This window comes from Mesorhizobium sp. f-mel, assembly GCF_053850215.1.
The window spans coordinates 182089-205851 of sequence record NZ_JBSPTO010000008.1 but is presented as its reverse complement, the minus strand read 5'-3'; the positions used below and the strand labels follow the sequence as shown (position 1 = coordinate 205851).

22 protein-coding genes, 1 tRNA gene and 1 pseudogene are annotated in these 23763 nt (G+C 63.0%); 15 read left to right on the top strand and 9 right to left on the bottom strand.

The window, feature by feature from the left end; translation table 11 throughout:
* The 4 genes and pseudogenes from ACWUKX_RS13690 to ACWUKX_RS13675 form a co-directional block, all read left to right on the top strand.
* A partial coding sequence (locus tag ACWUKX_RS13690; protein ID WP_456007316.1) for an OmpA family protein occupies positions 1–1326 on the top strand: 1326 nt, incomplete at its 5' end.
* Positions 1327–1342: 16 nt separating this feature from the next.
* Complete coding sequence (locus tag ACWUKX_RS13685; protein ID WP_240992676.1) at positions 1343–1834, top strand: Rab family GTPase; 492 nt, start codon at positions 1343–1345, stop codon at positions 1832–1834.
* A gap of 3 nt (positions 1835–1837) precedes the next feature.
* The gene (locus ACWUKX_RS13680) at positions 1838–2908 is read left to right on the top strand and encodes an adenylate/guanylate cyclase domain-containing protein (RefSeq protein WP_456007308.1); all 1071 of its coding nucleotides are present in this window, start codon (positions 1838–1840) and stop codon (positions 2906–2908) included.
* Between the two features lie 249 nt (positions 2909–3157).
* Positions 3158–3364, top strand: a pseudogene (locus ACWUKX_RS13675) (transposase); the annotation flags it as partial.
* 68 nt (positions 3365–3432) lie between these two features.
* On the opposite strand, the gene ACWUKX_RS13670 reads toward ACWUKX_RS13675, so the two are convergent.
* Positions 3433–3507, bottom strand: a tRNA-Gly gene (locus tag ACWUKX_RS13670).
* A 231-nt stretch (positions 3508–3738) separates the two neighbouring features.
* On the opposite strand from ACWUKX_RS13670, the gene ACWUKX_RS13665 reads away from it, so the two are divergent.
* The 4 genes from ACWUKX_RS13665 to ACWUKX_RS13650 all read left to right on the top strand — a co-directional run bounded on the left by ACWUKX_RS13665 (position 3739) and on the right by ACWUKX_RS13650 (position 6599).
* Complete coding sequence (locus ACWUKX_RS13665) at positions 3739–4236, top strand: prolyl-tRNA synthetase associated domain-containing protein (protein ID WP_065007342.1); 498 nt, start codon at positions 3739–3741, stop codon at positions 4234–4236.
* 94 nt (positions 4237–4330) lie between these two features.
* Positions 4331–5329 (top strand): thioredoxin, encoded by a 999-nt coding sequence (gene trxA, locus ACWUKX_RS13660; protein ID WP_287336239.1) that lies wholly within the window; start codon positions 4331–4333, stop codon positions 5327–5329.
* Positions 5330–5494: 165 nt separating this feature from the next.
* A complete protein-coding gene (locus ACWUKX_RS13655; RefSeq protein ID WP_029349515.1) occupies positions 5495–6166 on the top strand; it encodes an LON peptidase substrate-binding domain-containing protein in 672 nt (223 codons plus the stop codon).
* Between the two features lie 196 nt (positions 6167–6362).
* Positions 6363–6599 (top strand): Trm112 family protein, encoded by a 237-nt coding sequence (locus tag ACWUKX_RS13650; RefSeq protein ID WP_095520024.1) that lies wholly within the window; start codon positions 6363–6365, stop codon positions 6597–6599.
* 12 nt (positions 6600–6611) lie between these two features.
* Here ACWUKX_RS13650 and ACWUKX_RS13645 read toward each other — a convergent pair whose 3' ends face one another.
* The 3 genes from ACWUKX_RS13645 to ACWUKX_RS13635 are packed head-to-tail and all read right to left on the bottom strand — an operon-like array spanning position 6612 to position 12416.
* Entirely contained in the window at positions 6612–9977 is a 3366-nt protein-coding gene (locus tag ACWUKX_RS13645; RefSeq protein ID WP_456007305.1) for an error-prone DNA polymerase, read from the bottom strand.
* Positions 9974–11455 (bottom strand): DUF6504 family protein, encoded by a 1482-nt coding sequence (locus ACWUKX_RS13640; RefSeq protein WP_095520026.1) that lies wholly within the window; start codon positions 11453–11455, stop codon positions 9974–9976. The genes ACWUKX_RS13645 and ACWUKX_RS13640 overlap by 4 nt, the downstream gene beginning before the upstream one ends.
* Positions 11397–12416 carry an ImuA family protein gene (locus ACWUKX_RS13635; RefSeq protein ID WP_456007303.1) on the bottom strand — a complete coding sequence of 340 codons (1020 nt, stop codon included), beginning with the start codon at positions 12414–12416 and terminating at the stop codon, positions 11397–11399. Before ACWUKX_RS13635 ends, ACWUKX_RS13640 begins: the two co-directional genes overlap by 59 nt.
* A 174-nt stretch (positions 12417–12590) precedes the next feature.
* On the opposite strand from ACWUKX_RS13635, the gene ACWUKX_RS13630 reads away from it, so the two are divergent.
* On the top strand, positions 12591–13013 hold the full coding sequence (locus tag ACWUKX_RS13630) for a metallopeptidase family protein (protein WP_127314839.1): 423 nt from the start codon (positions 12591–12593) through the stop codon (positions 13011–13013).
* A gap of 88 nt (positions 13014–13101) precedes the next feature.
* Here the strand turns inward: ACWUKX_RS13630 and ACWUKX_RS13625 are convergent, their stop codons facing one another.
* The gene (locus tag ACWUKX_RS13625; RefSeq protein ID WP_135934097.1) at positions 13102–13308 is read right to left on the bottom strand and encodes a DUF1737 domain-containing protein; all 207 of its coding nucleotides are present in this window, start codon (positions 13306–13308) and stop codon (positions 13102–13104) included.
* A 25-nt stretch (positions 13309–13333) separates the two neighbouring features.
* A complete protein-coding gene (locus tag ACWUKX_RS13620; protein WP_456007301.1) occupies positions 13334–14230 on the bottom strand; it encodes an HpcH/HpaI aldolase/citrate lyase family protein in 897 nt (298 codons plus the stop codon).
* 298 nt (positions 14231–14528) lie between these two features.
* Between ACWUKX_RS13620 and ACWUKX_RS13615 the strand changes: the two genes are divergently transcribed.
* The 4 genes from ACWUKX_RS13615 to ACWUKX_RS13600 all read left to right on the top strand — a co-directional run bounded on the left by ACWUKX_RS13615 (position 14529) and on the right by ACWUKX_RS13600 (position 19567).
* Positions 14529–16076 (top strand): DUF4153 domain-containing protein, encoded by a 1548-nt coding sequence (locus ACWUKX_RS13615; protein WP_456007299.1) that lies wholly within the window; start codon positions 14529–14531, stop codon positions 16074–16076.
* Positions 16077–16079: 3 nt separating this feature from the next.
* The gene (locus ACWUKX_RS13610) at positions 16080–16775 is read left to right on the top strand and encodes a response regulator (RefSeq protein WP_456007297.1); all 696 of its coding nucleotides are present in this window, start codon (positions 16080–16082) and stop codon (positions 16773–16775) included.
* Between the two features lie 59 nt (positions 16776–16834).
* Positions 16835–18337: an ATP-binding protein gene (locus ACWUKX_RS13605; RefSeq protein WP_456007335.1), complete on the top strand. Its 1503-nt coding sequence runs from the start codon at positions 16835–16837 to the stop codon at positions 18335–18337.
* A 63-nt stretch (positions 18338–18400) separates the two neighbouring features.
* A complete protein-coding gene (locus ACWUKX_RS13600) occupies positions 18401–19567 on the top strand; it encodes an NAD(P)/FAD-dependent oxidoreductase (protein ID WP_456007295.1) in 1167 nt (388 codons plus the stop codon).
* On the opposite strand, the gene ACWUKX_RS13595 is transcribed toward ACWUKX_RS13600, so the two are convergent.
* Complete coding sequence (locus ACWUKX_RS13595; protein ID WP_456007293.1) at positions 19486–20274, bottom strand: DUF72 domain-containing protein; 789 nt, start codon at positions 20272–20274, stop codon at positions 19486–19488. The two genes, ACWUKX_RS13600 and ACWUKX_RS13595, sit on opposite strands and share 82 nt — an antisense overlap.
* 157 nt (positions 20275–20431) lie before the next feature.
* A complete protein-coding gene (locus ACWUKX_RS13590) occupies positions 20432–20857 on the bottom strand; it encodes a GNAT family N-acetyltransferase (protein ID WP_456007291.1) in 426 nt (141 codons plus the stop codon).
* Positions 20858–21009: 152 nt separating this feature from the next.
* On the opposite strand from ACWUKX_RS13590, the gene leuD reads away from it, so the two are divergent.
* Positions 21010–21615, top strand: coding sequence for a 3-isopropylmalate dehydratase small subunit (gene leuD / locus ACWUKX_RS13585; RefSeq protein ID WP_456007289.1), 606 nt, complete (start codon positions 21010–21012; stop codon positions 21613–21615).
* Positions 21616–21674: 59 nt separating this feature from the next.
* Positions 21675–22604 carry a hypothetical protein gene (locus tag ACWUKX_RS13580; RefSeq protein ID WP_456007287.1) on the top strand — a complete coding sequence of 310 codons (930 nt, stop codon included), beginning with the start codon at positions 21675–21677 and terminating at the stop codon, positions 22602–22604.
* Between the two features lie 112 nt (positions 22605–22716).
* Here the strand turns inward: ACWUKX_RS13580 and ACWUKX_RS13575 are convergent, their stop codons facing one another.
* Positions 22717–23511, bottom strand: coding sequence for a lytic murein transglycosylase (locus ACWUKX_RS13575; RefSeq protein WP_456007285.1), 795 nt, complete (start codon positions 23509–23511; stop codon positions 22717–22719).
* Positions 23512–23763: the final 252 nt, after the last annotated feature.

The window sequence follows — 23763 nt, the reverse complement described above, 5'->3', positions numbered from 1 at the left end:
GATCGCATCGTTGCCGAGGGTGAGGCTCCCGACACCTGGATAGATCGGGCGCGCGTAGCGGCCCGACAGCTTTCGGCAGGCGGACCGGTATTCGACATCTCCAAGGTTCGTGATGTGAGCCCCGAAGCACGCGCGGCGGAGCACTGGCAGGCCTATGTGTCGCGACTGGAGACCCAGCCGGGCATCATCGTTGCCGATCAAAAGGTGCGCGATGGCCAATTCTATATTGCCGGCCTGAGAGACCCGCTTGCCGCCGACCCGCAGGCTCTGCTGTCCGGAACGCAGATTGATCCTGCCCGCGTTCATTCGCAGTGGCAATTCTATCAGAGCCTTGATCCGAAGTTCGTGCTGAAGCGGCTAACGGCGTCCCTGACCCCGCCGAAATCGGTTCGGCTTTCGATCGTCGAGGATCGCATCGTTGCCGAGGGTGAGGCTCCCGACACCTGGATAGATCGGGCGCGCGTAGCGGCCCGACAGCTTTCGGCAGGCGGACCGGTATTCGACATCTCCAAGGTTCGTGATGTGAGCCCCGAAGCACGCGCGGCGGAGCACTGGCAGACTTATGTGTCGCGACTTGAGGCCCAACCGGGAATCATCGTCGCCCAACAGACGGCGAGGGGTGGACACTTCTATATTTCCGGCCTGAGAGACCCGCAGGCCGCCGACCCGCAGGCTCTGCTGTCCGGAACAGGGGTTGATCCGGCTCGCGTTCATTCGCAGTGGCAATTCTATCAGAGCCTTGATCCGAAGTTCGTGCTGAAGCGGCTGGTGGCGTCGCTTACTCCGCCGAAATCGGTTCGGCTTATGACCATCCAGGATCGCATCGTTGCCGTGGGTGAGGCTCCTGCCGCCTGGATAAACCGGGCGCGGGTCGCCTCCCAACAGCTGTCCGCGGACGGACTCTCTCTAGATATCTCCGAGCTGCGTGAGTCGACCCCTCAGGAACTCACGCATTTGAGGGACGCTATTCAAGCGGTCGACATTTTCTTCGATTCTGGCAAGGCTGTACCGGGACCAGAGCAATTGCCGGTTCTCGACAAATTGGCGAATCAGTTGAAGGAATTGGCCAAGGACGCCCGCGAGGCAGGCGTAACAGCCCAGTTCATGTTGACCGGCCATTCGGACGCGACGGGCCGTGAAACGGCCAACGTGTCGATCAGCGCCGCCCGCGCGGAGACAGTTCGCGCGCTTCTCAAGAAGCGCGGCGTCGATCCGGAATTGCTCTTGGTTCGCGGCGCGGGCACCTTTGAGCCAGCGGAGACTGAAAATAGCCGAACCGGGAGCTCCGCCAATCGCAGAGTTTCGGTTACGGTAAACTTCCACTAGGGCGGAGCCCAGGATATTGCAAAAGAAGATCTGCATGTTGGGCGGGTTCGCTGTCGGAAAGACGAGTCTGGTTCGCAGGTTTGTGCAAAGCATCTTTTCAGAAACCTACTTGACCACGGTGGGAGTGAAAATCGACAAGAAGAGTGTCGTATTGCCCGATAAAACCGTGGATCTGATTTTGTGGGATTTGGCCGGCGAAGACGATATCGGCTCATTCCGCGTCAGCTATGTGCGAGGTGCGAGCGGGCTCGTGCTTGTCGTCGATGGAACCCGCGCCGCGACTCTTGCCGTGGCGCTCACGCTGCGCGAGCGGGCCGAGGCCGAATTCGGCCCTATGCCGTTCGTATTGCTGGTCAACAAATCCGATCTGGCCGATCGGTGGGCAATATCGGATGGCGAGATTAACGAACTGAGGCAACTAGGATGGCAAATCTATCTAACAAGCGCGCTTTCGGGTGAATGTGTTGATGATGCGTTTCGTCAGCTTGCTTCGATGGTTGCCAAATAGACCATGCATGAATTGCCAAGAGAAGTCAGAAACTGGATTTACGATTTCTTCTACAACGAGCACTCTGTCGCATATCTGAAAATTGACGCCCAGCTTTGCATCGCTGCGAAGGGCGGTAGTGTTGAACATTACGGCCTATCATCACTTCGCATTGGCAAGCCCGTAGCCGAGCAGCTTGAATTCATGGAAGGCTTGCTGCCTTGCCCGGAGCTTCCATATCATATGGCCATGGTCGAACTGCCCAGCGGGCGTGTCGCGGACCTTCATCTTTTTGCTGACAATGCCTGCGTGTGGCTGCTCTTTCTTGACGCCACTGCCGAACGCGACAATAGGCAGCGGCTTCAACAGAAGGCTTATGAAATGACACTCCTGCAAGAGAGGGAGCGTCAACTCAACGAAAAATTACAATTGACGAACGAGGCGTTGAGGCAGAGCCAAGAGGGATTGTCGCGTGAATACCAGCGCGCCGAAAACCTACTCCTCAACATTCTTCCGGCGTCGATCGCGGAGCGGTTAAAAGCGGACGAACAAATTGCAGACAACCATGCTGACGTGAGTGTGCTTTTTGCCGACATCGTCGGCTTTACGGAAAGAGCGCGGAGCGTCGGAGCCGAGACAACGCTAGCTATTTTAAATTACTTCTTCAAGGCGGCGGATCTGCTCTCGGAACGATACGGCTGCGAAAAGATCAAGACAATCGGCGATTGTGTGATGGTGGTCGCTGGCCTGCCCGCCGCGCGATCCGATCATGCAGAAGCCCTTGCACACTATGCACTTGAACTGCGGAATGCGGTCAAGCACGAGCGCTTCGCAGGAGAACCGATAAGACTCAGAATTGGAATTCACTCGGGACCAATCGTCGCGGGCGTCATAGGCAAAAGGCGGTTTGCCTATGACCTGTGGGGCGAGACCGTTAATCTCGCCGCACGTATTCAAACGTCAGCGGAGCCCGATGAAATCCGTATTTCGGATGCAACTCGCAAACTGCTTGGACCGAATTTTCCTTGCGACCCACTCGCGGAAACGGAATTGCGTGGTACAGGTCGTGTGCGAATGTGGCGGCTCCCGGCCTGATTTGCCGGTTGGCAGTGCCGACGCTGGAGCGCATTGCAGCTCAAGCAACATCATGGTTTCGAATGTCCGCAGAGGTGCAGTCGACCACCGAGCGGGGTCGCGTCCCCATAGGTGGTGTGGCTCGGCGGTAGCGACGCCGCTCGCGAGCGCGCCCTCGATAGCGCTGTAGCGAGCGAGCGGCTTTGCCATGGTCATCGACAATTCGCCGTTAAGGTTGGGTTGCTGACACCAACCTCGAAGGAACCATCGATGACCAATGGCATGATGAACCTGCGCGCTCGTGGAGAAGCCTCCAGATTCCGATCTCTTGCGCGAGATGATTGGCTTTGCCGCCGAGCGGCTGATGGAGTTGGAGGTTGGGGGCCGCCACCGGCGCCGCCTATGGCGAGAAGAACCCGTTGCGCGCACGGCCCAGCGCAACGCTATCGCGAGCGCGACTGGGAGACGCGCGCCGGTTACAGCGCCATGTAAGCAAAAGGCGCCCCGAAAGGCGCCTCTTAATCGCTTGATTCCCCGTGGGAAACTGGAGCGGGTGAAGCGATTCGAACGCTCGACCCCAACCTTGGCAAGGTTGTGCTCTACCCCTGAGCTACACCCGCTCGCGCGGCTTTTGGGCCGCAAGCCGCGCCTATATGGCTGAAGGGCGCGGCGATTGCAACAGGGGAATCGCAGGTTTTTTGGCCGCACCCGGCGACGTAACCGAGCCTTCCGTGGCGTGTATCGCCACGGAATTCAGTGCGTCGCCGCGCAACGGTCTTGTCTCGGCCGCGTCATTGGCCGTAAACGGCATGATCCAAACCGCGACAGCAAGAAGTCCGACAAGAAACAACATGCCGAAAACCGAAGCCGAGCTTTTTGCCTTTCTCGCCGATCTCGGGATCGAGGTCTCGACCTTGCGCCATCCGCCGCTGTTCACGGTCGCCGATTCGCAGGCGCTGCGTGGAGAAATTGCCGGCGGGCACACCAAGAACCTGTTCCTCAAGGACAAGAAGGACAATTTCTTCCTGGTCAGCGTCGATGAGGAGGCGGTGGTCGATCTCAAGCAGATCCATCATGTCATCGGCGCCGCCGGGCGCGTTTCCTTCGGCAAGCCGGAGATGCTGATGGAGCTTCTCGGCGTCGTACCGGGCGCGGTCACGGTGTTCGGCGTGATCAACGATACGGAGTTGCGGGTCAAGGTCGTTCTCGACCAGGAGTTGATGCGCCATGCGGTCATCAATGCTCATCCGCTGACCAATGAGGCAACGACCTCGATCGCCGCTGCCGACCTCGTCAAATTCGTCGAGGCAACCGGGCATGATCCTGTTATCTTGAAAGTCACGGGATGATCGCCACATGGATGACGATAAACCGATTTCTGAGTGAGAATAAAGGACGTTGCGCCGGGCCGGTGGCCGGCGGCGCGACCGAAAGGGCGACGAGATGAGCGACAACAATCAATTTGGCGGCCCATTTGGCAGCAATGGTGGACAGTATGCCACCACAGTGCAGTATGGCGGCACTGAGGCCACTCCCGCGGGAGTCGCGCTTGGCGAGCCGCCTGTCACCGTCGACGTCATCAAGGATACGACGACCGCCACATTTGCCGCCGACGTCATCCAGGAATCGCGCCGTCAGCCGGTTCTGGTCGATTTCTGGGCGCCATGGTGCGGGCCCTGCAAGCAACTGACGCCGCTGCTGGAAAAGGCGGTCACCGCCGCCGGCGGCAAGGTCAAGCTGGTCAAGATGAACATCGACGACCATCCTTCGATCGCCGGACAGCTCGGCATTCAATCAATACCGGCGGTCATCGCCTTTAGGGATGGCCAGCCGGTCGACGGCTTCATGGGCGCCATTCCGGAGAGCCAGATCGCCGCGTTCATCCAGAAGGTCGGCGGCAAGAACAATGGTGCGCCGCAGGTGGCCGAGGCGCTTGCCGCGGCCGCGGAGGCGCGCGCCGCCGGCGATGTGCAGACCGCGGCGGACATCTACGACGCCGTCCTGGAACAGGCGCCGGACACGATCGAGGCGATTGCCGGGCTTGGCGATCTGCTGTTCGAGGCCGGCGATGCCGAGGGCGCCGAAGCGGTGCTGGCGCGGGCGCCGGAAGCCAAGAAGGATGCGCCGCCACTCGCCGCCGTACGCGCCAAGATGGCGCTTGCCGCGCAGGCAGCAGCACTTGGCAATCCGGCCGAACTCCAGCGGCGCCTGGCTGAGAACCCCGGGGACCACCAGGCACGTTTCGATCTTGCGATGATCCAGAACGCCAACGGCGAGCGCATGGCCGCGGCCGACAATCTGCTGGCGATCGTCAAGGCTGATCGCTCGTGGAACGACGACGGCGCCAAGACGCAGTTGCTGCAGTTCTTCGAGGCATGGGGCATGACCGACGAGGCAACGCTGGCGGCGCGGCGCAAATTGTCGTCGCTGCTGTTTTCCTGAGCGCGCATCAAGCTGTTTTTTCCTGATGGCCTTGCGATCGACGACGGCTGCGCCAGATTAGGAGGCCTGACCGATCCGTTCTTCGCTTCGTGATGATTACGCGTCAGGTTGCGATGGGATGGGCGGGGTTCATGCGCTTCTTGAGGGAGCGACCGGAGGCTTGAAGTGCAGGCGGGAAACGCGCATTACCGACTCGATACGGATTTGCCGTCGACGGTGCCGATCTTCCCGCTCGAAGGCGCATTGCTGCTGCCGGGCGGCCGCATGCCGCTCAACATTTTTGAGCCGCGTTATCTTGAGATGGTGGATGAGGCGATCGCCGGATCGCGGCTGATCGGCGTTATACAGCCCAGCCTCGACGGTGCAAGGCGTGGCGATGGCGAGCCGGAACTCTGCAATGTCGGCTGCGCCGGACGTATCATCGCGCTTTCCGAGAGCGGCGATGGCCGCTACCTGATTTCGCTGCAAGGTGTGTGCCGGTTCCGCATCGTGCAGGAGCTTGCGGTCAAAACGCCCTTCCGCCAGTGCCGGTTTGCGCCCTTTCTCACCGATCTCGACGAAGATCAGGCAGAGGCCGAGATAGACCGGCCAGCGCTGCTCAAGGCATTTCGCGCCTATTTGCAGGCCAACGATCTTGAAGCCGACTGGGAAAGCGTCAGCCGCGCCGAAAATGCCATGCTGGTCAATGCGCTGTCGATGATGGCTCCCTACGGGCCGGCCGAGAAACAGGCGCTGCTTGAAGCGGCGGACCTGAAGACACGCGCCGAAACGCTGATAGCCATCACCGAAATGGCACTGGCACGTGAGAACGAGGATTTCGGGTCGAGCCTGCAATAGGGGCTCTTCCTTCTCCCCTTGTGGGAGAAGGAAGATTGGCGCGCAGCGCCAAGACGGTTGAGGGGTGCTGGACGGAGCGCGGTTGGTGCCAAGCTGGAACACCCCTCATCCGTCGCCTTCGGCGACACCTTCTCCCACAAGGGGAGAAGGGAGAGCCGCGCGAAACCTAAAGTGACCCCAGAGAAGGACAGACCGAATGGTGGATGGGCGTGATGGAAAGAAGGCCAATGTCGACCCCAAACTGCTGGAATTGCTGGCCTGCCCGCTGACCAAGGGCCCGCTTACCTGGGATCCGGAGCGAGGCGAGCTCATCTCGAGGGTCGCACGGCTTGCCTATCCGGTGCGTGACGGCATTCCGATCATGCTGCCTTCGGAGGCGCGCTCGCTCCCCTTCGAGGACGGATTGCCGCCGCGTCTGGGCGGACCGTCCTGAACGGTGTAAGGCCTATTGAAAATTGCGCCCTTTGGGCATGACCTTCTCCGCCTTTCCCGACAGCGCCACGAGATCCCGCTGGACCGGCGCGGCTTGTGGGGCATGTGCGTCTGCAACGCCCTCTTCGCGGTTGTCATTCTCCATGCGCCCACTGGCCGAAGGCTCATTGACAGGCTGGCCGTTGCCGGCCTCCTCCAAAAGCACGGACAGCCACGGTGTCAAATCCTCGACCTTGTCGGCGACGATATGGATGACGTCCGATTCCGACTGCAGTTTGCCGGTGACACGGATTAACCGCGCGCCCATGACAATGGGCCGGTAGCGGTTGAAGGTTCTTTCCCAGAAAATGACGTTGGCCACCGCCTGCTCGTCTTCCAGCGTCAGGAAAATCGCTTTGGCGTTACCCGGCCGCTGCCGCACCAGGACAAGACCGGCGACCGAAACCCGTTTGCCGTCCCGAACCTGGCCGAGGCGCGCATTGGGCGTGACGCCGGAACGCTCCAGCCGCTGGCGCAGAAAGGCAAGCGGATGCGCCTTCAGCGACAGGCCGAGCGAACGGTAGTCGTGGATGACGTGCTCGCCGAGCGGCATTGTCGGCAGCCTGGTCTCGGGCTCAAGATCGCGCAAGCGGATCGCCGGCTGGTCGAACAGCGGCAAGGTCTCGGCGGCACTCTTGCCGTCGAGCGCGCGGACCGCCCACAGGGCCTCGCGGCGGTCGAGGCCGAGCGAACGGAAAGCGTCGGCTTGCGCCAGCTTCTCGATCTCATCGACGTAGAGGCCTGAGCGCAGCCAGACATCGCGAACGGATTTGTAGCCGTCGCCGCGTCTGGCGACAAACACCTCCATGCGCTCCTTCGACAGGCCCTTGACCTGGCGAAAACCCAACCGGACGGCATGATTGGTCCGGATGACACCGCGCATTTCGGCATGGCGGCCGAGGATGCGGGCCGGGTCGAAGGGTGCGTCCTCCAATGCGCAGTCCCAACCGGAAAAATTGACGTCGACCTCGCGGATTTCGACGCCATGGTCGCGCGCGTCGCGGACAAGCTGAGCCGGCTGATAAAATCCCATCGGCTGGGAATTCAGGATCGCGGCGCAGAACACGTCTGGATAAAATGTCTTGAACCAACAGGAGGCATAGACCAGCAGGGCGAAGGAGGCGGCATGGCTTTCGGGAAAGCCGTATTCGCCAAAACCCTCGATCTGCTTGAAGCAGCGCTCGGCGAAGTCCTTTTCGTAACCCCGCAAAACCATGCCATCGACCATCCGCTTGCGATAATTGCCGATCGTGCCGGTGCGCTTGAAGGTGGCCATCGCGCGGCGCAGTTCATCGGCCTCGCCCGGCCTGAAGCCGCCGGCGACGATGGCGATCTTCATCGCCTGTTCCTGGAACAGCGGAACGCCCAGTGTCCTGCCGAGTATTTCTTCCAGTTCCGGCTTGGGATATTCGGGCTTTTCCTTGCCCTGCCGGCGGCGCAGATAGGGGTGGACCATGTCGCCCTGGATCGGGCCTGGTCGCACGATCGCCACCTCGATGACCAGGTCATAGAATGTTTTCGGCCTGAGGCGCGGCAGCATCGACATCTGGGCGCGGGATTCGATCTGGAAGACGCCGATCGTGTCGGCGCGGCGGATCATGTCGTAGACATGTGTGTCCTCGGCAGGGAGGGTGGCCAGCACATAGGGTTGCCCATAGCCATCCCGCGCCTCCGGATAATGATCCTGGAGCAGGGTGAAGGCGCGCTGCAGGCAGGTCAGCATGCCGAGCGCCAACACGTCCACTTTAAGGATTTTCACCGCGTCGAGATCGTCCTTGTCCCACTCGACCATCTTGCGTTCGTCCATCGCCGTCTTGATGATGGGCACGATCTCGTCGAGCCGGTCCCTGGTGATGACGAAGCCACCGACATGCTGCGACAGATGACGGGGAAAGCCCATGATCTCGTTGGCGCATTCGATCACATGCCTTGTCGATTGGTCGGTCTGGTCGAGGCCGCCGGCCCTGGTCTCCTTTTCGCCGAGCTCCGAGGTCGACCAACCCCAGATCGAGCTGGACAACGCGCTCCTGACATCGTCCGACAGGCCCATCGCCTTGGCCACTTCGCGCATCGCCGAGCGGCCCCGGTAGCTGACGACGGCCGCGGCAAGCGCAGTGCGCTTGGCACTGTATTTCTCGTAGATGTACTGGATGACCTCTTCGCGCTTTTCATGCTCGAAATCGACATCGATGTCGGGCGGCTCGTTTCTTTCCTCGGAAATGAAACGCTCGAAAAGCGAGTCGATCCGCTCGGGTCCCACTTCGGTGATGCCGATGCAATAGCAGACCACCGAGTTAGCCGCGGAGCCACGCCCCTGGCAGAGTATGCCCTGGCTGCGGGCGAATTTGACGATGTCGTAGACAGTCAGGAAATAGCGCGCGTAGTTCAGGCGCTCGATCAAAGCGAGCTCTTCCCGGATCCGCCTAGTCACATCGGCGGGAACGCCTGAGGGGTAGCGCATCGCGGCTCCCTCTCGAGCCAGCCTTTCCAGTTCGGCCTGTGGCCCGAGGCCCGATTCCGTCGGTTCATCGGGATAATTGTATTGGAGGTCACTGAGAGAGAAGCTCAATTCGCCGGCAAAGCGCAGCGTTTCCGCCAGTGCTTGCGGATGCCGCCGGAACAGCCGCGCCATCTCCATTGGCGGCTTCAAATGGCGCTCGGCATTGGCCGCCAGTTCCAGCCCCGCTTCGGCAACAGGCACGTTGAGGCGGATCGCCGTCAGCACGTCCTGCAACCGGCGCCGTTCGGACGTATGGTAAAGAACGTCGTTGGTCGTCATCAGCGGAAGGCCTGATGCCTCAGCCATGGCAGCTGCCTGCTCGATACGGTAGTGGTCGTTGCCGCGATAATCTGGCGAAACGGCAAGCCGCAGATTCTTGCCGAAGCGGTCTTTGAGTCGGCTAACCAGCCTGAGACCATCCTCCGCCGGCGTCGACAGATCCGGCAGGACCGCCAGGGACATGAGATCGCCCCATTCAAAAAAGTCGTCGCGATAGAGAAGCGGTGCGCCCTTTTCGCTATCGTCGCGCATATTGGCTTGCGTCAGCATGCGGCACAGATGGCCCCAGCCCTTGCGGTCCTGCGGATAGGCGAGAACGTCGGGCGTGCCATCGCAAAAAACCAGGCGGCAGCCGGGATGATAGGAAAGACCTTCCACCTTGGCCTGCTGCCAAGCGCGCACGACACCGGCCACCGTGTTGCGATCGGCAAGCCCGATCGACGAAAAGCCCAGAAACTTTGCCGCGACCACCAGCTCCTCCGGTTTCGAGGCGCCGCGCAGGAACGAGAAATTCGACTGGATGCCGAATTCGGCATAGGGAACGACCGTCAGCGCGTTCATGCGAAGACCCCATGCATGAACCAGCGCGGCGGGACTTGAGAGGCGCCGTAGAGACCCTGGCGGTAGAGCCAATAACGGCGGCCGTCGCTATCCTCGATGCGGAAATAATCCCGGGTCGGCGCGTCTTCCGGCCCCGACGTCTCCCGCCACCATTCCGGGGCGATGCGTTCCGGCCCTTCGGCGCGCGCGACCCGGTACAGCGCGCGCCGCCAGCGGAAGTTCATCGGCGGTCCCTCAGGCATTTCGGTGGCCGGCACCTCGATCGGTTCGGGCGAACGGAACAGCCGGATCGGCCGTTCCGGCCGAAAGACAGGCGTGGATGAAGTGTCTTGTATCTTGTCCGGCTTCTTCGGCGGAGAGACCCTTTGCGGTGCCTCCGCATAGGGAAGCGTGGCGACGGCGCGCTCCGGCAGATGACTCTCGACGGCAACCGGTTTCAAAACCGCGCTTTCGCCGAGCCGGGCGCGGATGCGGTCGGCGAAAAGGGCGATGTCGGCGCCGTCATCGTGCGTTTCGCCGGCGAGATCCGCCTGCTGCATGTCGAAGGCCGCGGCCGACAGGACCGAGAGGCGCACGAGATCGAAGCCATAGCCGGCATCGATGTCCTGTTCGAGCGCGGCGAGCCTTTCGTGAAACAATTTCTGGATCAGCAACGGCTCGCGCAAGGGCCGCGACGTGCCGACGGCGATGCGGCTGACGGCGCCGTCAACGCGGAAAAGCAGCAGCGCCAGCCTTCTTGCGCCCTCGCCGCGGCGCTCGAGGTCCACCTTCAATGTCGTCGCCAGCATTTTCACCAGCCGCTCTAATTCGTCGGTCAGCATGATGGGTTCTGCGAGATGGCGTTCGACCGAAAGCGGCGCGACCGGCAGGCGCGGCGACACCGCCTCGTCGAGGCGGCCGAGCGCCTGGTCGAGGCGCAAAAGCAGCGATGTGCCGAAGCGGCGGGCGAGCGGCGCGCGCGGTGCTGCCATGACGGCGCCCGCCGTGCGCAGGCCGACGCTTTCCAGGCTGGCGCGGATATCAGGCTCGATGCGCAGCGCCGCCAGCGGCAAGGGTGCGAGTAGCGCTTCCTCCTCGCCACCGGGGACGATGCGGTCACTGGCAAACCGCGTTGCCGCCCAAGCAGCACCAGGTGTGGCGGCAAGGCCGGCGCGGACATCGAAACCCTGATGGAAAAAGCGCGACAGAATGTCGTCCAGCATCGCCCGTTCACCGCCGAAAAGGTGGGTGCAGCCGGTGACGTCGAGAAACAGGCCGTCGGCTGCGTCGATCGCCACCAGCGGAGTGTAGCGGTCGCACCAGTCGGCGAGGCTTTCGAGCAGGCGGCGGTCGGCCTCGGGATCGGCTTCCACTACGTCGATCGATGGGTGCATGGCGCGCGCGTCGGCTATGCCCATGCCGCGCTTCAGATGAAGCGCCTCAGCCCGCTCGTCGAGGGCGGCGATGCGCTGCGCGTTCGCTTGGCGATGGCTGATCACCAGGGGCAGGTGATCCGACGGCCGCGAACGCCAGGACCGCCCCAGACGCTGCCGCAGGATCCTTTCCGCGGCGAGGTGCGGAAACCACAGGGACAGGATTCGCTGCCCGTTCTTCCCCGGCCCTTCTTTCCTCGAAATTGCGTTCATCCGGGTTCCACTCCAGTGTGAATTGTCCCGGCAAGGCCGTGCGGCTCTTGCCGATGCTGACGGTGAAGGCGGGGCGGCCGATCGAGCCGGCGAGCGGCCCGGCGAGCGTCTGGCGTGGTGCCGACGGCGCAGCCGACAGGACGAGGCGGACGGATGCCGCCGTCGGTTCGGCCTCGCCGGCCTGGCGCAGCAGGAACACCGGCCGGCCGGCGCTCTGTGCCCGGGCGTGCAGCCGCCGCGTCGCGGTGAGGTCCAGCCGCTGCGGGCTGCCGCGGATTTCGAGGATGACGGCGGCGAGCGCCGTCATCCGGGCGGCTTCCTCGGCGACCCACAGCCCATCGAGGAGCCTTGGCGCCTCGGAAAACAGCAATTGCTCCGGCTCGATCCCGAAAAGGCCATGAAGCCCTCTGGCATAGGGGAAGCCGGCCTCGCGGAAGACCTCCGCGGTGCCGATCCACAGGACCGGCAGTCGCGGCGGCTCCTGTTTGAGGATCAGGCTGACGAGCGACAGGGCGAAACCGGCGACGACCCCGGCATCACGTGTCGCGGCGCCATGGATCTCGCTCAGCGCCGCCTTCGGCAGGCCGCCGCTGAGCGCAGTATCGAGACCCTCCGCGCCGGTGCGCAGAAACGCATCGGGCGGCGCCACGGCGAGGCCGCGGCGGACGATTGTTAGATCCCGGGGCGTGACATCCGCATCAACGGGAGCTGCGCCGGCCGGCGTCTCCAGGCGCTCGGGCAGCGTTCCCTCGATCTTCGCGATCTGTCGGCGCAGGGCAAAAACAGTCTCCCGCGCCACGGCGCTTGTCGCCATGACGGTCAGCTTCCACTCACAATTGTTCCTGTTATGTTCCTATTGATTCCAGAGGCCGCCCGAAGAGTCAAGCGGAGTCATGGGGAATTTATTCCTGCCCGCGTCGGGACGGCAAACCGGCCATTTGCCGAGTCCGGCTCGAAAGCCTATATGCCGGGATCAGAAGGACAAAGCATGGCCCGCATCTATAAGACCCGTACCTGGCACGACGAGCTTTCGCCGTCGATGGAGGAAATGGAGTTCCTGGCCTTAGAGGCTTACGCCCATCTGCCGGAGGAATTTCGCAAGCTGACCGGCGAGATTATCATCCAGATCGCCGAATTTCCGACCGACGAGATCATGGACGATCTGTCGCTGGAAACGCCTTTCGACCTGCTCGGCCTGTTTGAGGGGCGCGGCATCGCCGAGCGCTGGAATCCGCAGACCGGCGAGGGGCCGAACCGCGTCACGCTCTACCGCCGCGCCATCCTCGACTACTGGGCCGAGAACGAGGAGACGCTTGGCGATATCGTCACTCATGTGCTGATTCACGAGATCGGCCACCATTTCGGCCTGTCGGACGACGATATGGAACGGATCGAAGAGGCAGCGGAGTAGGCTGCCTCACGCTTCGTCATCCCAGGGTCTCCGCGACGGAGCTTCGCTCCTGCTTCACCCAGGGACGAGGGATGAGCGTTTCAGCGCCCTACCAATCGCTGAGCTTGGTGCTGGGCCCGTATTCCTGGCCCTCGACATCCTTCACCACGGCCTGGCCGCAGCGCATGCTCTTGGTCTGCTTGTCGTAGGAATAGGTCGGCGAGCCGAACAGGTGCCAGCCCTTGTTCAGCGCCGCTGTCACCTTGTGGCAGAAGCTGGAATCGTCCGGAGCGGACAGAAAGCGGTAGAGTTTCATTTTCATTCCTGTGGTGGGTTGCCAATCATGCCCCGATGGCGGCCGCCTTCGCCAGCAGTTTTTCGGCCTGCGCCAGATGCAGCCGCTCGACCATTTTTCCATTCAGTGCGATGGCGCCCTTGCCGGCATTTTCGGCAAGTGCGAAGGCAGCTTTCACCAAGCGCGCCTCGGCCACGGCTTCGGCAGATGGCGCGAAGGCCCGGTTCGCGGCATCGATCTGAGCCGGGTGGATCAGCGACTTGCCGTCAAATCCCATGGCGGCCGCTTCCGTGCATTCGCGCGCAAAGCCATCCAGATCGCGAAACTCATTGAAGACCCCATCGAGTAGGTCGAGGCCACCGGCGCGCGCGGCGAGCACCATCTGCATCAGCCACGGTGTGAGATAGCGCCGGTCGGGCGTGGCGCGAATGCCGGTGTCCTTGACCAGGTCGTTCGTTCCGGCAACGAAACAGACCAGCCGCGAGGCCGGATCGCGGCCAAGCTCGGCAATCGGCCCGATGTTGAGCAGAGCCTTGGGCGTTTCGATCATCGCCCATAGTTTCACCGCGTCGGGTGCGAAATTGTCGTCGAGCACGTCACCGGCCTCGAGGACGTCGCGCGGCGTGTCGACCTTGGGCAGCAGGATGGCGTCGGGCTCGCAGCGTAACGCCGACAGCAAATCGTCGGCGCCCCATTTGCTGGAGAGCGGGTTGATGCGCACGATCATCTCGCAGCGCCGGCCATTATGGTTGGCAACCGGGCGATTGGCGAAGATGCCGGCCAGTTTTTCGCGCGCAGAAACCTTATCGGCCGGGGCTACCGCATCTTCGAGATCGATGATGACGGCGTCGCAGGCCAGCGATGAGATCTTGGCCAGCGCCTTGTCGTTCGAGGCCGGGACGTAGAGCACTGAGCGGCGCGGGAGGTAGGTTTCGGTCGTCATGTCCGATCTATGCCGTCTGCGGCGGGTCGAGGCAAGCGGTCTTCGCCTGCACGAAAACTGCATAAAACTCCCGAAAATCTCCTCGGACCCGCCTCGCTGCCTGCATTTCGGCTGGCGAGAAGGGCGGCATGCAAGAGCGAGAAAAATCCCGTTGGTCCCTGCCTTACCGCCTCCACAATGACGGTTGGTGGCTCGTCGATCCGCCGCGGGCGCACCGTTCGGCGACCATCTTCCCCTTCATCCGCAAATCTCCGCCCCGGTATGCCGCCCGGATCAAAGCCGCTGAGAAAGTCCGATCATGACATCGTTACTTACGGCCGCTCCGAGCTTTTGCGCGCGATTCGGCGTTGCGGTCCTGCTTGCCGCGCTGGCCGATTTCTTCTTCTACGGGCAGCCGGTCGGCATCACGCTTTTCCTGTTCGGCACTACGCTTGCCGCCGCAGTCGCGGCCATCCATCCCTCGGCGCTCAGCGCCCGCGGCCTGTGGCTCGGACTCGCCGCCCTGCTTGTCGGGCTGCTGCCGCTCATTGAAAATGTCAGTGCGCTGTCCGTCGCGATCGGGCTGGCGGCGATGGTCGTCTTCGCGCTTTGGCTGGTCGGCCGGCTGCGGCGTGGGCTTGCCCGCATTGCTGGCCAGGTCGCGCTCTTCCTGCTCGCGGTACCATTCCGGTTCGTCCACGATTTCTTCCGCTGGCGCAAGGCGGCGCGGCGGCTTGGCCAGCGGCGTATCCGCCTTGCGGCGATCGGCGTCTGGATCATGCCGCTGACCTTGGGCGCAGTGTTTCTCGCGCTGTTCGGCGCCGCCAATCCGGTTATCGAATACTGGCTGTCGCTGATCGATCTCCACGCACTGCTCGACCTCATCCAGCTGCCACGGCTGGCGTTCTGGCTGGTCGTGCTTGCCGGCGTCTGGGTCTTTCTGCGCCCGCGCCTGCCGCTCTTTTTCCGCCGCATTGCACATCTCGCATTGCCTATCCCCCTCGGGGTGTCGACAAAACCCGCCAAGGCGATCGAGGACATCGTCTTCGGCAAGGCCGCCATCCTTCGCGCGCTGGTCGTCTTCAACATCCTGTTCGCGGTGCAGACCGCACTCGACGCCACCTATCTGTGGGGCGGCATCGCCCTTCCCGACGGGCTGACCTACGCCGCCTATGCGCATCGCGGCGCCTATCCATTGATCGTCACGGCGCTGCTTGCCGCCGGCTTCGTCCTGGCGGCGCTGCGGCCGGGAAGTGCTACCTCCAGCGATCCGCTCATCCGCCGGCTGGTCTATGTCTGGGTGGCGCAGAACATCGTGCTGGTCATCTCGTCGATCCTGCGGCTCGATCTCTATATCGGCATCTATGCGCTGACCTACTGGCGCGTCGCCGCCTTCGTCTGGATGGGGCTGGTGGCGACGGGCCTTGCTCTGATCATCGCCCGCATCGCACTCGAAAAATCCAATGAATGGCTGCTTTCCGCCAATCTTCTGACGCTTTCGGTGACGCTCTATGCCTGCTCCTTCATCAACTTCGCGGCGCTGATTGCCAACTACAATGTCGAGCACTCATTCGAAATGACCGGCCGCGGCACCAAGCTCGATTTCTGGTATTTGCGTTCGCTCGGTCCCAGCGCCTGGCCGGCGCTTGATCGCTTCCTCGAGCAACAGGCCGAGACGAATGCGGCCAGCATTCCCTCTTACCGCCAACTCGCCCGTCTGCTTGGGCAGGACCAGGCCCGCTACCGCGCGGGCCAGGAAAACTGGCGCGCCTGGAGCTTCCGCGACTGGCGGCTACTTCGTACTCTCGACACATATATCCCGTTCGTGGTTCCTCAGGGCTCCGAACCCTTCGCGCCGGGCCGCTGATCCATGCCGCATGTTATCCTTGTCGCCGACGATGATCCGCATATCCGCGAAATCATCTGCTTTGCGCTCGAAAAGGCGGGGATGAAGACGGTTGCGGTATCGGACGGCGCCGCCGCATTGCAGGCGATCGGGCGCCGCGCGCCCGATCTTGTCGTGCTCGACATCGGCATGCCGGAGATGGATGGGCTGGAGGTCTGCCGGCGGCTGCGGCATACATCGGATGTGCCGGTGCTGTTCCTGTCCGCGCGTGATGAAGAAATCGACCGCATCCTCGGGCTCGAAATGGGTGGCGACGACTATGTCACCAAGCCGTTCAGCCCGCGTGAACTGGTCGCACGCGTCAATGTCATCCTGCGGCGCGCCCGCCCGACAAAGGCGGAACAGACCGACGACCGGCAATTCTCGCATGGCAGACTGGCTTTGCTGCCGGCTAGCCACGCGGCCAGCTTCGACGGCAGGCCGCTGGTGCTGACCTCGATCGAATTCGCCATCCTGAAAGGCTTTCTGGCGCGGCCAGCACATGTGCTCGGCCGCGACATGGTTATGGCCAATGCCTATGCCGCCAACATCCATGTCGCCGACCGCACCGTCGACAGCCATATCCGCAACATCCGCGCCAAGCTGGCGGCGGCCGGCTGCACGGATGCGATCGAGACCGTGCATGGCGTCGGCTTCCGGCTCGGCCGGTGCGGCGCGTGACCGCGCATAAATGGCGGCCGCGCCTCGCCACGATCGTTGTTGCCATCCTGATCATGGTGATGGCGCTGCCGCTGGTCGGCCTGTTCTTCTTCCGGCTCTACGAGAATCAGCTGATCCGCCAGACCGAGGCCGAGCTGATCGCGCAAGGTGCGGCCCTTGGCGCCATCTATGCGCAAGAGGTCCGCGACGCCGGCGTCGCCATCGAAAAGCTCGGCGCGGCCGTGCCTGCGGACAGTGCCACCGATCCGGACTCTCCCTACCGGCCGATCGAGCCGCGCCTCGATCTTGCCTCCGACTACGTTCTGCCGGCCCGGCCGCCCGCCATCACCGCGACCGCCACGGATCCAGCCGTCGCGGCGATCGGCGCGCGGCTGTCGGGCATTCTTGCCGAGACGCAGAAAACCACGCTTGCCGGCTTTCGGCTGCTCGACCCCAAAGGCGTCGTCATCGCCGGACGCGAGGAGATCGGCCTGTCGCTCGGCGCCGTCGAGGAGGTTCGCCAGGCGCTGGCCGGGCGCTATGCCAGCGCGCTCCGGCAGAGGATCTCCGACGAGCCGCCACCATCGCTCTATTCGGTCAGCCGCGGTACGAGAGTCCGCGTCTTCGTCGCGATGCCGGTCGCGGTCGACGGCAAGGTCGCCGGCGTGGTCTATCTGTCGCGAACGCCGAACAACATCGTCAAGCACCTCTATGGCGAGCGCGGCAAGGTGGGGCTGGCGGCGATCGCCATCCTCGGCGGCACGCTGCTTATCGGCCTGGTCTTCCTGCGCACCGTCAGCCGGCCGATCTACGCGCTGATGGAACGGACAAAGCGCATCGCGGCCGGTGATCGCGACGCGATCAGGCCGCTCGATCATCACGGCACGCGCGAGATGGCGGCGCTTTCCGACGCCTTCCTCGACATGGCCGAAAAGCTGCATGCGCGCTCGGACAGCATCCAGACCTTCGCTACGCATGTCTCGCACGAGCTCAAATCGCCGCTGACGGCCATCCAGGGGGCGGCCGAACTGCTGCGCGATTCGGGCAGCGCGATGGATGAGGGCGAACGGCGGCGGTTTTCGAACAACATCGTCACCGATGCTGAACGGCTCAACCTTCTGGTGCGCCGTCTGCTCGACCTGGCGCGCGCCGAAAATCTTGCGCCCGGCGGCGAAAGCACGTTGGTTGGCGCCGCACTGGCGCTGCTGCCGGCCGAGGACAGGCTGGCGGTCCGTGTCGAGGGAGGCGGCGATATCCGCCTGCGCATGTCGGCCGAGAACGCGGCCATCGTGCTCGCCAATCTCATCGACAATTCGGCGCGCCATGGCGCAACGCTCGTTTCGATCACGGCGGCGAGCGCGGGCGGCAAGGCGACGATTCTGGTGAGCGACGACGGCGCCGGCATTTCGCCCAGCAATCGGGGGCGGATATTCGAGCCGTTCTTCACCACGCGCCGCGATGCAGGCGGCACCGGCATGGGCCTCGGCATCGTGCTGGCCCTCCTGAAAGCGCATGATGGCACGATCCGCCTGGTTGACTCCGAGCGCGGCACGCGCTTCGAGATCATCCTGCCGGCTGTATGAATTGGAGCCTGATTCCGAAAACCGGCTTTCGGGATCATGCTCTAGAACTGGAGACGCAAAAAAGTGCGCTACGACGTCGTCATCATCGGCGGAGCCATCGTCGGCTCCTCGATCGCCTATTATCTGCGCGAGGAAGGGTTTTCCGGTTCGATCGCGCTGGTCGAGCGCGACCCGCAATTCGCCCATGCGGCAACGACGCTGTCTTGTGCTTCCATTCGCCAGCAATTTTCAATTCCCGAGAACATCCGCCTGTCGCAGTTCACGCTGAAACTGTTCCGGCGGCTGACGGAAGAGTTTGGAGCCGACGCCGATATCGGCTTTCGCGAAGGCGGTTATCTCATCCTCGCCGGCGAGAACGGACTGCCGATCCTCAAGGCGAACCACGAGGCGCAGATCGCCGAAGGCGCCGACATCGTCCTTGAGGATGCGGATGCGTTGGTGCGTCGCTTCCCATGGCTATCGGCCGAAGGCATCACCGCGGGCGCCTATGGCCGCAGCGGCGAGGGCTGGTTCGACGCGCATGCGATGCTGATGCTGTTCCGCAAGGCGCTCCGCGAGAAAAACATCGATTTCGTCACCGCTGATGTGACCGGCATCGAGCGGCAGGGCGACCGCGTCACCAGCGTCAACCTCGACAATGGCGAGCGGCTCGAGGCCGGCATCGTCGTCAACGCCGCCGGGCCGAATGCCGGCAAGGTTTCTGCAATGGCCGGACTGGTACTGCCGGTGGAACCGCGCAAGCGCAATGTCTTCATCTTCGAGGCGCGCGAGAAGTATGCCGACATGCCGCTGCTGGTCGATCCGAGCGGCATTTATGTCAGGCCGGAAGGCTCGGTCTACATCACCGGCGGCGCCGAGCCGCAAGAGGGTGACGGCCCCGCCGATCCCGGCGATTTCGAGCCCGACTGGCCGCTGTTCGAAGAGGTGATCTGGCCAGTGCTGGCGACCCGCATTCCCGCCTTCGAAGCGATCAAGCCGACGCGCGCCTGGGCCGGCCATTACGACTACAACACGCTCGACCAGAACGCGGTGATCGGCCCGCATCCGCAGGTCAGAAATTTCCTCTTCGCCAACGGTTTTTCCGGCCACGGCCTGCAGCAGGCGCCGGCGGTCGGCAAGGCGCTGGCCGAGCTGATCGTGCATGGCGGCTACCGCACGGTGGATTGCGCGTCGTTTGGGTACAGCCGTGTCGCTGAAGGCCGGGCGTTTCGCGAATTGAACGTGATCTGAGGCGCCATCGCGTCTACGGCAAGGGCGTTGCCGAGCGCATGGCCCTTAACCGTGTTGTCGAAAATGCACCAGACCTCAGCGCCCGCCGCACTCGCCGCATCCAGCCGCTGCCTGATCGCGATCAGGCTGTCAGTGTCATAGTCCGAGTAATAAATACGCGGCGCGCCATGCAGGCGGAAATAGACGAGGCCCGGCCAGCCGGATGGCGTGGCTGCAGCGGGAACGCGAGCCGGATCGGCTGCCACACGCGCTACACGGAAGCCGGTCAGAAGCGCATCAGCGTCCTGTTCGAACCAGCTCGCATGACGAGGCTCGCAAGCTATTTTCGAGCCGGTTTGCTTTCGCAACAAACCGAAGAACTCCTCGGTGACAAGCGGCTCGAATGACAGGCTGGGTGGCAACTGCACTAGCAGCACAGCGAGCTTCCGGCCTAGGCCTCCGGCCTGCCCGAGGAATGCCCCGATCAGGTCTTCGCAGTCGGCAAGCCGATGCTCGTGTGTCACGGCCCTGGGGACCTTCACGCAGAAGCGGAAATCTTCCGGGACCGAATGCGTCCAACGCTCATAGGTCTCACGGCGGTGCGGCTTATAAAAGGATGAATTGATTTCGACGCCGGCAAGACGGCCGGAGTAACGCTCGAGATGCGCCCCGGATCCCGGGAAAAGATCCTTGTAGCGCGACGGGATGCCCCAACCGGCCGTGCCCACGAAGCATCGATGCTTTTCCATGCTGGAGATGTGGACAGGGCACTGCGCAGGTCAAGGGAGCGGTACTAGGCCGAGACCATGCGGCCGGCGCTCACCTGTCAGCACTATTCCGCGTGCTCGGCCGCTGCTGGCTCCCGCCGGCAGAAAAATGCGTCCGTCAGCGCTCGCGGCCAAACCAGAACGCGTCCGCCATGCGCGTCATGCCGATCCGTTCGTAGAAGCCGACGGCGTCGGGCACGGAAATCAGTGACATGGCGACGGATGGCCCGAGCTGCCGCCGCGCTTCGTCGAGCAGGCCCTTGCCGATGCCGAGCCCTTGCGCCGATTTGCAGACGGCGAGCTCGGAAATATGGCACACCCACGAGAAGTCGGTGATGCCTCGAGCGAGGCCAATCAGCGGCTTGCCAGGCGTATCGAGCCGCGCCGTCAACACCAGATCGGCATTGGCAAGCATCGCCTTCAGACGGAGGTCGTCATCGATAGGCCGAGTGACGCCGAGGCCGGATTCCACCAGCACGCGGCGGAACTCGGCTGCGTCGAGGGTCGGTTCGCTGGCGTAGAGAACTTTGGGACGTGTTGTCATGCCGGCCAAGGTGCACCATAGGGCGGCGGTTTTGAAGCGGTCTGTGCTCCAGGACCAAGGCTAGCAGAAAACAGCCGCCTTTTATTTGCCCGCAGCTTTGTGTAAACCGGACGCCAACACATCCCCGCAGAGAAAAGAAGACGGGCAAGACCATGGAAAAATTCACCAAGCTCACCGGCGTTGCCGCGCCGATGCCGATCGTCAATGTCGACACCGACATGATCATTCCCAAGGATTATCTCAAGACGATCAAGCGCACCGGGCTCGGCAGCGGACTGTTTGCCGAAATGCGCTACAAGGACGACGGTTCGGAAAACCCCGACTTCGTGCTCAACAAGCCGGCCTATCGCAATGCGCAGATCCTGGTCGCCGGCGACAATTTCGGCTGCGGCTCGTCGCGCGAACATGCGCCGTGGGCGCTGCTCGATTTCGGCATACGCTGCGTCATCTCGACCTCGTTCGCCGACATTTTCTACAACAACTGCTTCAAAAACGGCATCCTGCCGATCACCGTCAGCCCCGAGGATCTGGAGAAGCTGATGGACGACGCCTCGCGCGGTTCCAACGCAACGCTGTCGGTCGACCTCGAAGCCAAGGAAATCCGCGGACCGGACGGCGGCGTGGTCAAGTTCGACCTCGACGACTTCAAGCGGCACTGCCTGCTCAACGGGCTCGACGATATCGGCCTGACCATGGAGAAGGCCGACGCCATCGCCTCGTTCGAGAAGAAGAACGCCGCTGAACGCCCCTGGGCCTGAGCGGTACGATGACCCGGCCGCGACAGGCCGGGTTCGTGGCGGCTGAACGAGGGACAGTCATGACACGTTCGCTTCTTGCCGGCGCCTGCGCGCTGGCGTGGATTCTGATGCCGGTGACTGGCGCGCATGCACAGACCGACATGGTGCTTGTGCCGGCTTACGATGCGTCCGGCGGGGCCGCCGACCTGGGCGCGTCGAGCAATGCGGCCCTAGCCGACGATGACAGCCAAGCACCGGTACCGTTCGAGAGTGGGCAGCTGACCATCACCCAGCAGGAAGAGTATGGCGAGAAGGTGCTGGCCTATGACGGCAAGCAGCTGGCCAGCAATTACGAGGTGTCGTTCGACAAGATAGTCAAGGTCGGCGGGGTCAACGTCGCGCTGGTCGATGTCGGCGGTGGCGGCAACCAGTGCGGCCCGGCCACGGTGATCGTCTGGAAGCCAGAAGGCGGCACCATCCAGAGCATCACGGTCGAGCAGGATGAATGTGGCGCACCGCCGGCTGCGATCTCCGACAGCGCCATCTATTTCGTGCCCTACCTGCTGCCGGGCGTTTCCAAGCCGGCGCTGCAATGGTCGCCGTCGGACGGGCTGACGACTTCCGGCAATCTCACCTATATGCCGGAGCCCGGCACTGACTGGAAAGACGTCGATCCGTCGAAATACGACAACGTCGTCGACGCTTTCCACAACGAGGCCGTCTACAGGCTGGCCGAGACGCTGCTCGGCAAGGAGATGCCCGAGATGGCGACCAGCCTGCTGGTCGGCGGCGGCACCGAGAAAACCGCCTCGGGCGCCTTCTATGCCAGCGGCTGCGTGCCGCACGATTGCGGCGGCAATGACGGCTTCATGGCGGTCGATCCGGCCAACAACAAGCTCTATTTCGCCCGCCGGGGCGACAAGCCCGAGCCGGACGCGTGGCCAGCTGTGAACACGTGGCCCGCCGGGGTCAGGGAAGCGATGGACAAGGCGCTCGGCTCGCCGAATTAGCTTCTTGCTTCGCGCGTTCCCGAGGCGGGGCCGAGCGGCGGCTGTCGTAACCTTAGAGCATCAACAAAAAAGCCCGGCGCATGGCCGGGCTTTCCGTCGAATAGAGATTCTATCAATCGCCATCGATCGCCGTGGCCATGCGGGCGATGGCCTGTTGATAGACGCTCGCGGAATTCCAGCCAGCAATTGCGCCCATATTCGCCTGCGCGCTCGCGCCGGCCCGCCAACCATGACCTCTGAGGAAGTTGGCGGTGGAAGCCAACGCAGTGGCCTTGTCGCGCAGATTTTTGTTGCCAACTCCATACGTCAAAACATTCCCGGGCAGGAACTGCGTGTGGCCGATCTCGCCATGCGCGGCACCGACCGACGAGGCGCTCAAAGCGCCGCTATCAACCAGCTTCAGGGCTGCAACAGCATGCGGGTAGAAGAACTCCGGGCGGCGGCAATCATAGGCAAGCGTTAAAATGGCGGAGACCGTATTCTGCTTGCCCAAGAAGGAACCGAAGCCGGTTTCCATACCCCAGATGGCGAGCAACACACCCGGCGACACGCCGTAGGTCCGTTCGATCTTGCCGAACAGCGCCGCGTTCGACTTCTTCAGCGAACGGCCCTTGGAAATGATGGTGGACGCGCCACGGCGCTTCATGAAACTTTCCACCGAGCCGCTGAAAGCCTTGTGGATGGCGCGGTCGACGCCGATCGTCTTTGTTGCGTAGGTCGCGCGTGCCAGAGCGGCCAGACCCTTCGAGCCTACACCGCTGGCCTTTGCTTCCTGCGCGAACTCAGCCTTCCACGCTTCGAAGCCCGCGCCCGTATTGCCGCATTGAGCGGCCTGTGCGCCTGTTGCCGCCGCAAGCATCATCGATGCCGCCGCCGCGAAAATCTTTCCCTTGGCAAAAAATGCCATGTTGCTCTCCTGGTTGCCTGGATATGTCCCGAATACGAATTTGCCAGCGAAACGCCCGCTTGTCACCGTTGGAGCGACGTGCGCCCGCTTGGACGCAGTACGTTCCAACACTTTACAATCTGCGCATCGTGCTTCCGAAAATCGGCACCGATTTTCGAGCCGATGCGCTAAGAACTCGTTTACGCATCGCCGCCGCAGCGCTGGCGAATGCCGGAGAACTTGCTTACGATCAAGTAATTATTGTGGCGGGGG

Bases quoted from the DNA above. Each gene is read 5' to 3' on its own strand.
- ACWUKX_RS13680 (WP_456007308.1), top strand. From the start codon at position 1,838: ATGCATGAATTGCCAAGAGAAGTCAGAAACTGGATTTACGATTTCTTC.
- ACWUKX_RS13665 (WP_065007342.1), top strand. From the start codon at position 3,739: ATGCCGAAAACCGAAGCCGAGCTTTTTGCCTTTCTCGCCGATCTCGGG.
- trxA (WP_287336239.1), top strand. From the start codon at position 4,331: ATGAGCGACAACAATCAATTTGGCGGCCCATTTGGCAGCAATGGTGGA.
- ACWUKX_RS13650 (WP_095520024.1), top strand. From the start codon at position 6,363: ATGGTGGATGGGCGTGATGGAAAGAAGGCCAATGTCGACCCCAAACTG.
- ACWUKX_RS13645 (WP_456007305.1), bottom strand. From the start codon at position 9,977: ATGAACGCGCTGACGGTCGTTCCCTATGCCGAATTCGGCATCCAGTCG.
- ACWUKX_RS13635 (WP_456007303.1), bottom strand. From the start codon at position 12,416: ATGGCGACAAGCGCCGTGGCGCGGGAGACTGTTTTTGCCCTGCGCCGA.
- ACWUKX_RS13630 (WP_127314839.1), top strand. From the start codon at position 12,591: ATGGCCCGCATCTATAAGACCCGTACCTGGCACGACGAGCTTTCGCCG.
- ACWUKX_RS13625 (WP_135934097.1), bottom strand. From the start codon at position 13,308: ATGAAACTCTACCGCTTTCTGTCCGCTCCGGACGATTCCAGCTTCTGC.
- ACWUKX_RS13620 (WP_456007301.1), bottom strand. From the start codon at position 14,230: ATGACGACCGAAACCTACCTCCCGCGCCGCTCAGTGCTCTACGTCCCG.
- ACWUKX_RS13615 (WP_456007299.1), top strand. From the start codon at position 14,529: ATGACATCGTTACTTACGGCCGCTCCGAGCTTTTGCGCGCGATTCGGC.
- ACWUKX_RS13610 (WP_456007297.1), top strand. From the start codon at position 16,080: ATGCCGCATGTTATCCTTGTCGCCGACGATGATCCGCATATCCGCGAA.
- ACWUKX_RS13605 (WP_456007335.1), top strand. From the start codon at position 16,835: ATGGCGCTGCCGCTGGTCGGCCTGTTCTTCTTCCGGCTCTACGAGAAT.
- ACWUKX_RS13590 (WP_456007291.1), bottom strand. From the start codon at position 20,857: ATGACAACACGTCCCAAAGTTCTCTACGCCAGCGAACCGACCCTCGAC.
- leuD (WP_456007289.1), top strand. From the start codon at position 21,010: ATGGAAAAATTCACCAAGCTCACCGGCGTTGCCGCGCCGATGCCGATC.
- ACWUKX_RS13580 (WP_456007287.1), top strand. From the start codon at position 21,675: ATGACACGTTCGCTTCTTGCCGGCGCCTGCGCGCTGGCGTGGATTCTG.
- ACWUKX_RS13575 (WP_456007285.1), bottom strand. From the start codon at position 23,511: ATGGCATTTTTTGCCAAGGGAAAGATTTTCGCGGCGGCGGCATCGATG.